General features: G+C 61.4%; 10 protein-coding genes. 2 read left to right on the plus strand and 8 right to left on the minus strand.

The features are described from left to right. Positions 1–51 precede the first annotated feature (51 nt). The 6 genes from AB7F41_RS05045 to AB7F41_RS05070 form a co-directional block, all read right to left on the minus strand. Entirely contained in the window at positions 52–1,665 is a 1,614-nt protein-coding gene (locus AB7F41_RS05045; protein ID WP_428383253.1) for an efflux transporter outer membrane subunit, read from the minus strand. 42 nt (positions 1,666–1,707) lie between these two features. Continuing rightward, the gene (locus AB7F41_RS05050) at positions 1,708–2,940 is read right to left on the minus strand and encodes an efflux RND transporter periplasmic adaptor subunit (RefSeq protein ID WP_428383255.1); all 1,233 of its coding nucleotides are present in this window, start codon (positions 2,938–2,940) and stop codon (positions 1,708–1,710) included. Continuing rightward, complete coding sequence (locus tag AB7F41_RS05055) at positions 2,933–6,259, minus strand: efflux RND transporter permease subunit (RefSeq protein ID WP_428383257.1); 3,327 nt, start codon at positions 6,257–6,259, stop codon at positions 2,933–2,935. Before AB7F41_RS05055 ends, AB7F41_RS05050 begins: the two co-directional genes overlap by 8 nt. Before the next feature lie 494 nt (positions 6,260–6,753). Further along, positions 6,754–7,077, minus strand: coding sequence for a hypothetical protein (locus AB7F41_RS05060; RefSeq protein ID WP_428383259.1), 324 nt, complete (start codon positions 7,075–7,077; stop codon positions 6,754–6,756). Beyond that, positions 7,074–9,545, minus strand: coding sequence for a cytochrome c oxidase subunit I (ctaD, locus tag AB7F41_RS05065; RefSeq protein ID WP_428383261.1), 2,472 nt, complete (start codon positions 9,543–9,545; stop codon positions 7,074–7,076). The genes AB7F41_RS05060 and ctaD overlap by 4 nt, the downstream gene beginning before the upstream one ends. Continuing rightward, on the minus strand, positions 9,542–10,201 hold the full coding sequence (locus AB7F41_RS05070) for a cytochrome c oxidase subunit II (protein WP_428383263.1): 660 nt from the start codon (positions 10,199–10,201) through the stop codon (positions 9,542–9,544). Before AB7F41_RS05070 ends, ctaD begins: the two co-directional genes overlap by 4 nt. Positions 10,202–10,228: 27 nt before the next feature. Here AB7F41_RS05070 and AB7F41_RS05075 point away from each other — a divergent pair, with 27 nt between their 5' ends. Continuing rightward, entirely contained in the window at positions 10,229–10,741 is a 513-nt protein-coding gene (locus tag AB7F41_RS05075; protein WP_428383265.1) for a DUF2231 domain-containing protein, read from the plus strand. On the opposite strand, the gene AB7F41_RS05080 is transcribed toward AB7F41_RS05075, so the two are convergent. Together AB7F41_RS05080 and AB7F41_RS05085 are read right to left on the minus strand one after the other, a co-directional pair. Then, positions 10,711–11,223: a CopD family protein gene (locus AB7F41_RS05080; RefSeq protein WP_428383266.1), complete on the minus strand. Its 513-nt coding sequence runs from the start codon at positions 11,221–11,223 to the stop codon at positions 10,711–10,713. The genes AB7F41_RS05075 and AB7F41_RS05080 overlap by 31 nt on opposite strands. A gap of 170 nt (positions 11,224–11,393) precedes the next feature. Further along, the gene (locus tag AB7F41_RS05085; protein ID WP_428383268.1) at positions 11,394–12,974 is read right to left on the minus strand and encodes an MFS transporter; all 1,581 of its coding nucleotides are present in this window, start codon (positions 12,972–12,974) and stop codon (positions 11,394–11,396) included. Positions 12,975–13,636: 662 nt separating this feature from the next. On the opposite strand from AB7F41_RS05085, the gene AB7F41_RS05090 reads away from it, so the two are divergent. Then, the gene (locus AB7F41_RS05090; RefSeq protein ID WP_428383269.1) at positions 13,637–13,888 is read left to right on the plus strand and encodes a hypothetical protein; all 252 of its coding nucleotides are present in this window, start codon (positions 13,637–13,639) and stop codon (positions 13,886–13,888) included. The last annotated feature ends 2 nt before the right edge of the window (positions 13,889–13,890 follow it).

A 13,890-nucleotide genomic window follows, 5' to 3' on the forward strand; every position in this document is an offset into this window, starting at 1 on the left:
CCTCGCCGCCGCCGTCATCGACGCTTGAAACGACGCGCGGCTCATATCGGTCTATCGCGCGTCGGCGCGAAAGAACGGCCAGGGGAACGTCTGCGACGCCTGGGTCAGATCGTTATCTGCGCTGTTGCCCGGCGAAGCATTGGGCACGCCGCCGACCGGCGGCGGCGGCGTCAAGTCGTATTGGAACATGGACATTGGCGGAATTTGATCGTCGGTCGGCAGCTTGCCTCGATCCCAGCCGCCGCCGAGCGCGCGTATCAGCTGCACTGACGCTCTGGCGAGGCGCGTGCGAACCAGCACGGCGTCGATGCGCGCCGTCAGAGTCGCAACCTGCGCATAGATGAGCTCAAGGCTCGAATTGAGGCCGCCCTTGTAGAGCTCCATCGTAAGATTTTGCGTTTTTGTCGCCGCCTCGACCGCGGCGTCCTGCCGCTTGGCGGCGCGATTCAGCCTGTTGGTGAGGCTCAAACCATTCTCCACTTCGCGGAATGCGTTGAGAACGGTCGAGCGATATTTGTCCTCAGTTTCTCGATATGCGGACCAGGACTGTTGCAACTGCGCTCTGCGCAGGCCGCCCTCGAAAATCGGCAAGGAGATCGACGACCCATAGGACCAGAAACTATGCGCCAGCTTCAAGAGGTCGAGATTGTGATTTTCGAAACCGCCGGTGACTTTGAAGGTCACGTTTGGAAAAAAGGCTGCGCGCGCGATGCCGATTTCTCGATTCGCTTGCGCCATTTCCCGCTCCATGCTGGCGATGTCCGGACGGCGTTCCAGCAGCGCTGCCGGAAATGTGTTCGGCACCTTTAGCGACGCGAGTCTGAACGTGTTGACCGGCGCGATCCTGAAGCTCGCCGGCGCAGTGTTCGTCAAGATTGCGATTGCGTGTTCAATGACTTCGCGCTCGCCTTCAATTTCGAGCGCCTTCGCCTGCGTGCCGTAAAGCAGCGATTGGGCGCGGGCGACGTCGAGCTCGGAGGCGAGCTTGCCTTTGAAGCGGTCGTTGACGATGTCGAGTGACTGCTTGTAATAGGCGATTGATTGCTTGTAGATTGCGCTTTGCGCGTCGTATCCCCGCAGAATGTAGTAATCGCTCGCGAGTTCGGCCTGAAGACTGAGCTTTGCGAGCGCATAATCGGCGGCGACCTGCTCGGCGCGATAGATGCGCGAACGCGTGGCGTTGCGAATCGCCGACCAGAAATCCGGCTCCCACGACGCGATGCCGCCGGGGGAGAAGCTTTTGTCGTAGATCGGATTGAACGGGCTCCGGAACAGCGCATTGTCGGATTCTTTATTGTCCGATGCGCCGAACTCCATCCCGAGATGCGGGATAAGGCGCGACTGCGTTTTGATCACGACGTCGCGCGCCTGAAGGAAGCGCTCGGCGGCCGCCTGCAGGTCAGGGTTCGCCGCCATCGCCTGTTCTTCAAGCCTGTCGAGAACAGGATCTCGAAACAGCTTCCACCAGTCGGAGCGGATTTCGGCGTCACATGGATTAGCGACGACGAACGGACTCGATCCACGCCAAGAGGCGGGAACGACATATGCCGGGGGCGCGTAGGTCGGCGCCAGGTCGACGGTCGGAAGCGCGTTGCAGCCAGCCAGCGCGACCGTCTGGAGCACGAGCGCTGTCTTTTTGCGCGCCTTGGGAATTGCCCACCACATCGATTGTCGTTCTCGCGTACGGCCGGATGTCATGAAGTTCGATCAGTCGCGGCTCTTGGCCGGTTCCGGCTCGTCCGACGCATAACCCGGCGGCGGCATCGTATAACCCGTCGCAGGCGTCACCACCCGTACTTTTTCTCCGTCAAGAAGCGCGGCGCTGGGATTGTCGATGATACGATCCTCCGGCGTAAGGCCGCGTTTGACTTCGATCGTTCCGTCCAGAATGCGGCTGATGTCAATCGGTTGCAATTTCACGTGATCATCCGCGGTCAAAGTCGCGACGCTCGCCCCTTGCTCCTGAAAGACGAGCGCGCTCGATGGAACGACAAGCTTCGACGAATCGATGGGGACCGTCAACTTGACCGTAGCGTAAGAACCGGGCCAGAGCGCCTTGTCCTGGTTTTCAATCGTGAATTCGGTCACCGCCGTCCGGGTGTTGGGATCGAATCCCCCCGCGACCGTGAGGAAATCGGCGGTGAAGACGCGATTGGGAAATTGCAGGACGCGCACTTCCGCCTTTAGCCCTGGTTTGAGAATGCTGGCGAATGATTCCGGGACGGAGATAAAGAGGCGAAGTTTGTGAATATCGGCGACCGAGAAGAGATTCGTCACCGCGCTGCGGTCGCTGATATTGCCTTCCTTATTGATGTAGTCGCCCACGTTGATGTTGCGCGACGTCACGACGCCGTCGTAAGGGGCCACAATCGTCTTGAATTTCAGCTGCGCCGCGAAATTATTGAGATTGTGCTCGGCCGCTTCGAGTTGCGCCGCCTCCGACTTTTGATTGGCGACTTCAACTGAAATGGACTGTTCCGAAACCGCGTGCGATTTTCTCAACGCCAGGTAACGGTCGGCGGTGACCGCCGCGAGATTGTATTTGGCGCGCTGCGCTTCGACCGCGGCTGCGGCCTGCGAATATTGGGCGTCGAGAGTCGGCGTATTGATTTCGGCGAGAATGTCGCCCTTCTTCACATGCGCGCCATAGTCCTTGTACCACATTTTCACATAGCCGGAGACCTGCGCGTATATCGGCGCCTGAAACCATGCGTCGACATTGCCCGGGAGCGTAATCGTCTCGGTCGGCGCTCCCTGTGTCGGATGGACGACCGCCACGTTCGGCACCGCGTTTTCGAGCGTTTCCTCGGCAAGCGTGTCCGCGGCGCGCTTTCGCTCATAGAGCTGATAGCCAACGTAAAGCAGGATGGCGGCGGCGATCGCCGCGAACAGGCGACGACGTTGACTAAACTCAACCTTCTGCACGGCGACTTTATTCATCACCCGCCCCTTTCGCTTTACGCGGGTTGCGTTTGTAGACGATCGCATAAACGCACGGCACGAAGAGCAGCGTCGCGAAGGTCGCCACGGCCAGTCCCCCGATGACTGCGCGTCCAAGCGGCGCGTTTTGAGAATTGCTCATCGACATTGGCAGCATGCCGATCATCATGGCCGCCGCCGTCATGATCACTGGACGGATGCGCGCATATCCTGATTCCAGCGCCGCGCGCACGGCGTCGCGGTGATATTCATATCGCTCGCGCGCATAGGAAACGACAAGGATCGAGTTTGCCGTCGCCGTGCCCATGCACATGATCGCGCCCGTCAAAGCGGGCACCGACAGGTTCGTATGGGTCACGAACAGCGCCCAGGCGATGCCGGCGATCGCGCCCGGCAACGCCGTAATGATGATGAAGGGGTCGAGCCAGGACTGAAAGTTCACGACCATCAGAAGATAAATCAGCACGATCGCGGCAATCAGTCCAGCGATGAGTTCGACATAGGCGCTATGCATCGTCTCGGCTTGCCCATGCACTTCCAGGCTCGCGGTGGCGGGAAGTTCGTGCTCCATGCTCTTGGCGACCTTTTCGACGTCGGCAAGCACGCCGCCAAGATCGCGTCCTTCCGCGGAGACATAGATGTCGAAAAGCGGAATGATGTTTTGATGCGTCACGACGCCGGGCGTTCCGACCGCAGAGACCGTCGCCACATTGCCGAGGAGCTGCAATTCCTTGCCGGAAGGATCGAGGTCTCCCTTGTCGACAGGGATCGTCAGCAAGTCCTGAATGCGCGTCATTTGCGGCTGCGGCGTATAGACGTTGATCTGATAGGACATGCCGGTCTTTTGATCGAGCCAGAACTGTTGGTCGACCTGCTGGCTGCCGGAGAGCGTCAGCAGAAGATTGTCCGCGATATTCTTTTCGGTCAGCTTGATTCCTAAGCCGAGACTCCGATTGCCTTCGACGAGCAGTGTCGGCGTGCGCATCGTTTGCTGGATCACGACGTCGGTGGCGCCGGGAACCTTTTTGAGCGCATTCGCGAGCTTTCGGGCAAACTCATAGTTCTCTTCGATGTCCATCCCGTTGATCTGAACGTCGATCGGCGACGGCGATCCGAAGTTCAGGATTTTTGCCGTGAGGTCGGCCGGCTGGAATGTGAATTCCGTTCCCGGATAGCGCTCGCTCAACCCCTTTCTCAGAATGCGGCGGTAATCCCACACAGGCGATGTTTCATTCTTGAGCGAAATGGTCAGATCGCAGTCCTGCGCGCCGATCGTCGGGGTCGGTATGAAGGCGAGATTGTGCGGTCCGACGGGCAGCCCGCAATTGCTCACGACGCCTTCGACCTGACCCGGCAACAGCGTTTCAATGTCGTTCGATACGAGAGAGGCGATGCGTCCGGCCACTTCGATGCGGGTGCCGAGCGGCGCCCTCATGTGCATCTGCAGAATTCCGGATTTGATTTCGGGAAAAAAGTCGCTCCCGTTAAAGAAGAACAGCGTCGACGACAAAACGGCGAAGGCCAGGAAAATCGACACGAAGGCCACGCGATTGGCGAGCGCCGAGGCCAGGAGCAGATTGTATCGCTCGCGGAACGCGTTGAATCCGTTCTCGAATTGCTGCTGAATGCGGCCAAAGACGTTGCGCGGGGTCTTATGCGGGTGGCCGTGCTCCGCCACCGGCATAGCGAAGTGCGACACGCCGCCCTCGCCGCCCAGCGCGCTTTGTTCGGAGTCCACGTTGGCGAGCGCGTAGATTTCCTCTGGCGTCGGATATTTGCGGCCGCTCGGCGTCGTCGGCGGCGCTTCAGCCTCGGCGCCGTCAGCGTGCGGCGCATTGTGGTCGACGAGAAGATATTTGGCCATCGTCGGCACGAGCGTGCGCGACAATATGAATGACGCCGCCATTGCGAACATCACGGCTTCGGCCATCGGCATGAACAGCCAGCCCGAGACGCCGGTAAGTTCGAACAGCGGAAACCAGACGATCATGATGCAGAGCGTCGAAACGAAGGTTGGCACGACGATCTGATTGGCGGCGTCGATGATCGCTGTCTCCAACGGCTTCGCCATCTCCAGATGCGTGTCGATATTTTCAATCATCACCGTCGCGTCGTCGACGAGAATGCCGACGGCGAGCGCAAGGCCGCCAAGCGTCATGACGTTGATCGTTTGGCCGGAGATGTGGAGGCAAATGATCGCCGTGAGGATCGAGAGCGGTATCGACGTCGCGATGATGACCGTCGCGCGCCACGAGCCCAGAAAGAGCAGCACGACCAGACCGGTCAGCGCCGACGCGAGCGCCATTTCGTGGAGCACGTCGAAGATCGAGTCTTTGACGAAAATCGACGAGTCGTTGATGATTTTGACGTCAACGCCCGGCGGAACGACCTTTTTTATTCGGGGAATCATCTTCTTGATGCCGTCGACGACGTCGAGCGTCGAGGCCTCGCCGCTCTTCATGACGACGATCATGACCGCCTGCTTGCCGTCGACCAGCACCGCATTCGTCTGCGGCGGACCGCCCAGGCGCACATCCGCGACGTCGCGCATATAGACGGTCGCGTTGCCGACTCGCTTGATCGGAATGTTGTTGAAATCCTCGACCTGTAGAGGCGTGGCGTTGGTCTGCACCAGCCAGTCCCTGGACCAGATTTTCTGGTCGCCCGCTGGAAGCACGATGCTCTGGTCGCCGAAGGCGTTGTGCACGTCGGTCGCCGTCAAATGGCGCGACAGGAGCTTCTGCTGGTCGAGCGAGACGAGAAGCTGCTTGTCCTGCCCGCCATAGGGATGCGGCAGGATCGCGCCGGGGATCGTCACCAGCAGCGGGCGAATCTTGTTCTTGGCCATATTGTAGAGATCTGCGGGCGTCAGGTTCTTCGACGTGACTTGGAGCGTCGCGACGGGAACCGATGACGCTTCCAGGCGCATGACCATGGGCGGCGAAATGTCGGGCGGCAGCGCCTTGGTGACCGTCTGGGAGATCGAGGCGATATCCGCTTCCGCGGCCGCGAGATCGATCTCAGGCTGAAGATAGATCTTGATGATGCTGCTGCCGTAGTAGGAGTGGCTCTCGATATGTTCGATGCCTTCGACGGTGGAGGTCAGCGCGCGCTCGTAATAATAGGTGATGCGGCCGGAAACTTCGTTCGGAAGCAGGCCGGCGTAGGACCACACGACGGCGACGACAGGTATTTTGATGTTGGGAAACACGTCTGTCGGCGATTTGAGGACCGCCATGACGCCGAAGATCAATATGCAGATGGAGAAAACGACGAATGTGTAGGGTCTCTTGAGCGCAATAACGACAATCGCATTCATGTGTTCACCCAGACAGTCCGATCTGACCGCGCGTCATTGCGCGCGTCCGATCCAGGCGTCGACCGATCCCGTATTTCGGGGGAGCTTTTCGTGATGGAAACCGTTGGCGCGCCGAATCGGATTCCACATCGACTCAGGATCCATGGGGTTTGGCATTGGGGATCCATGGGGTCCGGCATACGACATTACCTCAGTATGGCGGTGTCCCGTTTGTGAGGCGATTGTTTCTGCATGTTGCTGAAATATTTGTCGCGACGACGCTTCGCGCGCATGGGTGCGGGATGGAACGCGCTTTCGATCGACCGCATCAACGCGCGCATTTATGCTAAAAGCTTTACAAGCGATTGCAAGGACGGACATCGCTAAATTCTGCTTAGACACAGCCTGCCGCTGGAATGTGCAATCGAGATCGGGAACCACCCGAACTGAGGCGTCTCGCGTCGTCCCGTATTTGGAAATGGGTCGCTTGACGCGCAATTCCAGCGCGGCCGACGTCATAGGCAGCTCGAAACCGCCACGGCGGGGAACAGAGTCCATGCGCCCGCGACGAGGGCCGCGATTCCGAGAATTCGGCTGATCTGCGCGACAAAAGGCGATGCGGAGCGAAAGAGCCGCGAATGCAGCGCGACGTGAAGGACGGCGAGCGTCAGAAGCGCGACGAAAAACGCCATCGTCATGGCGACATGGAACAAGGACCCGCCATTGACGCGGATTTCAGGCCAACCGGACGCGCAGCCGACGCCTTCCAAACCGTAAAGGGCGCTGAACAGGGCGAGCCATAGGAGCATGGCGATGACGATTCGAAGGATGTCTCTCATTCGAGATAGCTCGAGAATTGCGCGCCGAGGAGGCCGGCCGCAGCGACGAAGCCCGCATAGTCAGTCCAAAGGCCAACAATATTGACGTTAGAGCGTCGTGGGGCGGACGGTCCGCCGCGCAAGGCGCGATACGCAAGCGAGCATGTCATGATCGCCGCGATCACGGCATGAAGGAGCGCATAGGCGATCATCAGGAAGATCGTCGCCCCATAGGCGTAGTCGGTTAACGCGCTCGCCCGCGCAAGCGTCATCGCAAGCGCCGCGATCGTCGTCGCCAAGCCGGCGAGCGAGATGAGAACTCCAAGCCGCGGCGACGCGCCGCATGCGGCGGCGTGTATGCCGGTCACGCCGGCGGCGGCGCCGATGAGGCCCAGCGTCAGTTCAACAGCGGATGGCGAGAGCCATTGCGGCGGCGGCCAATTCGGCCCGATCGTCCAAAGAAAAGCGTATCCGAAGACAAGCGAGCCAAACAGAATCGTATCCGCGACAAGCAGAAATGCCGACCCCCACCAGCCGGGAGACCGATCTGTCTCGATGGCTTGGGGCAGAAGCGTCGTTCGTCCGACATTTTGAAGACCGGGATGCGGCGCCTGTCTTTGCGACCAGCCCCAGCGCAGCGAAAGGCCGACGACGACCAGCAAGGCCGCGGGAACGATCCAGTAGACTCGTATCAGCGCGCCGAGAAAAGCCGCTCCGGTCGCCGCCGCCAGGGCGATCGGCAGCGTCGAATTGCTCGGGAAGATGACCAGAGCCTCGGGCCGTCCGCTCGCCGCGTCGACGGTCAACGTCTCGCGCAAGTCTCCGTGCGGCGCGGCAAGGAAATAACAGCCGCGCGCAATTTTCTCCGCGAGCTTCGGGTCCATCGCCAGAGGCTCGCGATCGCTGACAATGGGTATGCTGGCGAAATTATACGCGGCGGGGGGCGTCGGCATGGCCCATTCCAGCGTCCCGGCTTCCCAGGGGTTGCGCGACCCTCGGATCGCGAGAAGCGCATGCAGCGCGATGTCGACGACCACCATCGCCACGCCGATCGCCATGACGAAAGCGCTGATCGAGGAAATCAGATTGATCGTGGTCCAGCCCGCATCGTCTGGATACCATGCGATCCGACGCCGCTGGCCGAGCAGTCCAACCCAATGCATCGCGAAAAAGGCGCCGTTGAATCCGAGAAAGATCAGCCAGAAGGCCATCTCGCCTATTCGAAAGAAGCGCTTGCGCCCGGTGAGCTGGGGGAGCCAATAGTACAGTCCGGCCAGCATCGGAAAGACGAATCCGCCGACGAGCACATAGTGCAGATGCGCCGTGATGAAAGCGGTGTCATGCGCCTGCCAGTCAAACGGCACGATCGCCACCATGACGCCGGTCAATCCGCCGATCACGAAGGTGAAGAAAAAACCAATGATGTAAAGCATGGGCAGCGTGAGACGCGGCCGCCCCTTCCAGAGCGTGCCAAGCCAGGCGAAGATTTGAATGCCCGTGGGAACGGCGACGAGGGTGGAGGCCGCCGAGAAAAACGCCAGCCCCATATGCGGTATGCCGGTCGCGAACATGTGGTGCACCCAGAGCCCGAAGCTCAGGAATGCCAGCGCGACGGCCGCCGCCGCCACCCAGCGATAGCCGAGCAGCGTCGTGCGCGCCATCACTGGCAGCACCGTCGAGACGACGCCGGCGGCGGGCAGGAAGATGATATAGACCTCCGGATGGCCGAAGAGCCAGAACAGGTGCTGCCAGAGCAGCGGGCTCCCGCCGAGCGCCGACTCGAAAAAGGGAAAGCCGAAGGCGCGCTCCAGTTCGAGCAGGATCGAGCCGAGGATCAATGGTGGAAAGCCCATCAGGATCATCAGCGCGGTGACGAGCGCGTACCAGGCGAAGATCGGCATCAGGTCCAGCGACATGCCGGGCGCGCGAAACTTCAGGATCGAGACACAGATTTCGACGGCCGCCGCAATCGCTGAAATTTCGACGAAGGTGACGCCGATGAGCCAGAAGTCGGCGTTGATCCCCGGCGAATGCGCGGCGGAAGACAGCGGCGGATACATGAACCAGCCGCTCGCCGGCGCAAGGCCGGCGAGCATGGCGAAGACCAGCATCGCGCCCCCGAACGCGTAGCACCAGAAGCCGTACGCCGTGAGACGCGGAAACGCCAGATCGCGCGTCCCCAGCAGTTTCGGCAGCAGATAGACGGCCGCGCCCTCGAACAGCGGAATCGCGAAGAGGAACATCATGACTGTTCCATGCATCGTGAAGATCTGATCGTAGATCGCGGGCGCGAGGAAGACCGAACGCGGCGTGGCGAGCTGCGTCCGGATCAACATCGCGAGGATGCCGCCAATACTGAAGAAGACCGTCGCGACGAGAAGGAACATTTTCCCGAGATCGCTGTGATTGACGGTCGAAATGACGCCCTTCCAGCCGGGTTCGGAAGACCAGATGCGGCTGAGGGCGCGATGGCGCCCGAGCGCGTTCATTGCGGCGCACGCCTGAGAAAGGCGTCCCAGCCCGTGGGATCATGCGCGATCACGGTGAAAGCGTCGCCGCTATATCCGGTCCCGCTGAATTCCGCGCTCACTCCATGATATTCTCCAGGATCGGACGCTTCGATCCTCAGCACGTTCGCCTGTCCGGGGATGGCGTCGAGCTTGCCCGCGAGTCGAGGCGCCCAGAAACTGTGGATCACGTCGAGCGTGGTGATCTCGACGTCGACGGGGCGGCCGGCGGGAATGTGCAGAACGCCCTGCGTGCGCAGTCCGGCGGCGTCGGCGTAGCTGAAGCTCCAGGACCACTGACGCGCCTGCGCGCGCACCGTCACGACGTCGCCGTCGTGTCTGGGGAGAAGCGCCTCGCCGAGGACCAGGCCGTAGATCAGAAGCGCGGCGAGGCTAACGAGCGGGAAGGCGAGGCCGAGGCCATAAATCCAGAAGCGCTCTTGCCGGGCTTCGCTCTGACGGGATTTCGGCGACCGAAGAAAGGCGATCAGCAGCAGGAGCATCACGAGGGCGAGAATCGCCGTGGATCCCGCGAGCATCGTCCACCACAGCGTCGCGATGCGTTCGGCGACGGGACCCGCGGGATCGAGCGCTGAGAGGCGTCCCGCGCAACCTGAGAGCGCGAGAGGCGTTAACATGAGGAATCGATGCGCGGAGGAGCCAAGGTGGCGAACAAGCGGAATGGCGGGCGAAGCGCCTTTGTCGACCCGATCAAACAGCTTCCCGATTTTCAAGAAACCGAATCCCGGGTCGCGGTGCTTGGCCATCCGATTCACGCGATGTCCGTCGCCTTTCCGATCGCGCTGACATTCACCCTGCTTGGCGCCGATCTCCTCTACTGGTGGACGGGCGACGCGTTCTGGGCGCGCGCCGGCGTCTGGTCGGCGGGCGGAGGCTTTCTGCTCGGCCTTCTGGCGGGTCTGTCCGGAACAGCGGAATTGTTGCTTGTCCCCGGCATACGCGCCAGGACCGCGGCCTGGTCGCATTTCATCCTTGCCGTCCTGCTGCTTGCTCTGCTCGGCGTGAACTGGGGTTATCGGCTGCCCGACTGCCAAGCCGTCGTGCTGCCCTACGGACTGCTTTTGTCGATCTTTTGCGTGATCATGGCGTCGGTGACCGGATGGCATGGCGGCAAGCTCGTCTTCGACTATCGGCTGGGCGCCAAAAAGGGCAGCTGACCGCCCTGCGGCTGAGTGAGCCATTGCGGAAAGCGAAACTCGCTGAAATCAGGCTTGTCGAGCACCAGAAACAGGATCGCGAGGATCGGAATGAACGTCGCCGCGGCCTGCAGGGCGGGATGCGGCGGTCGGTAAAGGCCTTGAGTTTCTTCGATCGATGTGACCGTGTGCCCGACCCAGCCGTGTGTGAGGACCAGAACGCCGACAAAGGCGAGTTTGAGGAACATCCAGGGCGTGAAAGCGTCACGCAGGAAGACCAGCGCTGTTCCCGAAGCCACCGCCAGAACGGCGGCCGGCGTTACGCCAAGCGTATAGGCGAAATGCGTGTAGCGCCGGATCCGCGTGTAGTCGGTCTGACTGATGGCCGGGTCGTGGCGCGACAACATCAGCGGCAGGGCGATCAGGCCTGCGCACCAGAGCGCGAGCGTCAAAATGTGGAACGCCAGGAAATAGGGGACGAGCGGCGTGGGCGCGCCGATCACCGATCGCGGCCTTTGGCTTTCGCGGGGCGGCCCATGGGCTGCCTCCGCGCAAAAAATTTGCGTCCCTCTAAGAATGTGCGATCCGTCACGGCGCTTCGGAAGCTTGAACAATTCACGGGAGTAACGCTTAAAGTCGAGCTATGTTCCCAACCGAAGCTCCGCCGAGCCGCTCAAGGCTGCTCCATCAGCTCCTCTGCCGAAAGTCGCGTGAGGGTCTCACGCTTCTTGGACGCGTAGCTTGGATAGGCGAACCAGACGACCCCCGCGAGCAGGATGAAGGCCATCGCCCCGAGCAGAAAGGCGTCGTTGAGCGCGAGGATCGCCGCCTGTTGGCGAATGAGCTGCGCCGCCCGGCTCTGCGCCGCATTCGGCGACATGCCCATCGCCTCCATGCGGTCCAAGAACGAGGCGAGCAGGTCAAGCGAGGCGAAGCGCCGTCCGCCGAAATGGTCGGCGAGATCGAGTTGATGAAACGGCGTTCGGCGGAAGAAGAGAACGCCGAGCAGCGTGATGCCGAGCGCGCCAAAAACGGTGCGCAACATTGCGAGCTCCTCCGCCGCGCGGATCAGCCGCTCGCCGGCAAGCCCGGTCATGGCGAGCGTCGCGAGCGGCGCAAAGAACATCGCGAGCGAGAAGCCGAAAAAAAACATCGGCGTCGTCACATTATCGAAATAGGCGCTCTTGTCGTAGTGGCCGAGCCACACGAAGGTCACGGCGAGGCCGATGAAGTTGCAAAACACGATCAGTCGCGCGTCGACGTTCCTGGTGATCTCATGCACGACGGCGGCGGCGGCCATCGCCAGAAAGATCATGGCCAGATAGACCATGCCGGCGAGCGAAGACGTGTAGCCGAGCAGCAACTGCAATTGCACGATGAATAACGAAAGCAGACCCTGAATCACCAGAAAGCCGACGAGCGAGCAGAAGGTCGCGATGGCGAAATTACGATGTAGAAACAGCCGCAGGTCGATGGCGGGGCGCCGCTCGCCGAATTCCCAGAAGATGAACATCGGCAGCGCCAGCATCACGACCAGAAGCAGCCACGCGAGCAGCGGCGATGCGAACCAGTCGGAATCATTGCCCATATTGAGAATCGTCTGGACGCCGACCATGACCGCAGCGAGCAGAATGAAGCCGATGCTATCGAAGCGCGTAATGCGGCGCTCGAACCCGCGCCGATAAAACAGCGCCGAAATGACCGCCGCCACGGGCAACACAACCACAACATTGGAATAAAATAGCCAGCGCCAGTTGAAATATTCGGCCCAGAAGCCGCCCATGAAGATGCCGATCGTGAAGGGCGCCATGCTCATGACGCCCCAGAAGCCGACGCCGAGCGTGCGCTGATCGTCCGGATATTGCGTAAGCGTCACTGATTGCGCGAGCGGCAGAGCCACCCCGCCGGCAAGGCCGAGAAGGAAGCGCATGGGCGCGAAAAACCAGATCGTCTCGCTCGCCGCGCACATCAGCGAGAAGACGGCGTAGACGACGAGCGCGCCGACCAGCGCGCGATAATCGCCGAACCGTCCAGAAAACCACCGGGACAAGGGCAGTCCGAGCGCGATGCCGACCATATGGTCTGTCGTCGCCCAGGTGCCGTAGCTCGGCGTCACGCCTTGCAGGCTGCCGGCCGCGTAGGGCGCAAGCACCGTATAGCCCGGCACGTTCGAGAGCATGACGACGTTCGCCGCCCCCGCCGCGCCGTTGAGCAGCAGAAAGCGCCAGCCCTTCATGCGCGCGCGTTCCGTCATGGCCGATGCGCCTTCGTCGGCAGGGTTCGCCGTCGTCCCGACCGCGGATTTTCTGAAGAGCGCTGCTTCATCCCTTTGCTCATTCGCGCCGACAGTCATTGCTGAAAAGAGCGCGTTTGTCACGACTCCGCCGGCGAGACGCGCCGTAAACTTGTCCATGGTCGCCGCAGCAGACCATTCAGACCGGGAAAAGCCGGAAAGCGGCCTGTCTCGCCGTTGAGACGGCGACGAAGGTCGTCGGCGTCCTTCCCGCGGCGCGCCCATTGATCCTCGCACGAGACGCGATGCAGACTGCGCAGTTGCTGGCGTCTGGCCTCACAATCGGCGTGATTTCGACGCCTTTCGGCCTGTCGAACAACCGCCTTTGAAGAAAGCCAATTTTCGACGCCCAGCGCAGCGACCATTGCGACGGCCATCGCGCCGACAATAATCGCGAATAGCGTTTATTTGCCGCGCCATCCGCCGCCTCGAGACGAACAGCCGTGTGACGCCCGGCGCGGCCCGCGCGGAGCAGGGGACCGTTCCGGAGGGATAATTGCGACTTGATTCCCGGCGGGCGCGGTGCAATCAAGCAGCATCGTCGCTTGAGGAGGCGCGCCGGCGAGTGGCGCGTCTGAGGTAGGCAATGGCCTCGAAGCGCGGATAAAGGAAGGACGATCTGAATGCGCATCATTCTGAGGCTTTCGGCTGTGCTGGCTTTCTTTGCGTTTGCGCCGGCTTTCGCGCAAGGAACCGCGCAGCAGCGCGAGGCCTGCGAAGGCGACGCGAATCGCGTTTGCGAGGCGTATATCCCCGATGCGGTCGCCATTGAGCGGTGCCTGAGAGCCAATGCAGGCTCGATCAGCGCGGCCTGCCGGGCGGAGCTCGGCATCGGCTCGGGCGCGAAAGCCGGCGGCAAGAAGCGCAGGCACTAACC

The sequence above is a fragment of the Methylocystis sp. genome, from assembly GCF_050251305.1.
Taxonomy (GTDB): Bacteria; Pseudomonadota; Alphaproteobacteria; order Rhizobiales; family Beijerinckiaceae; genus Methylocystis.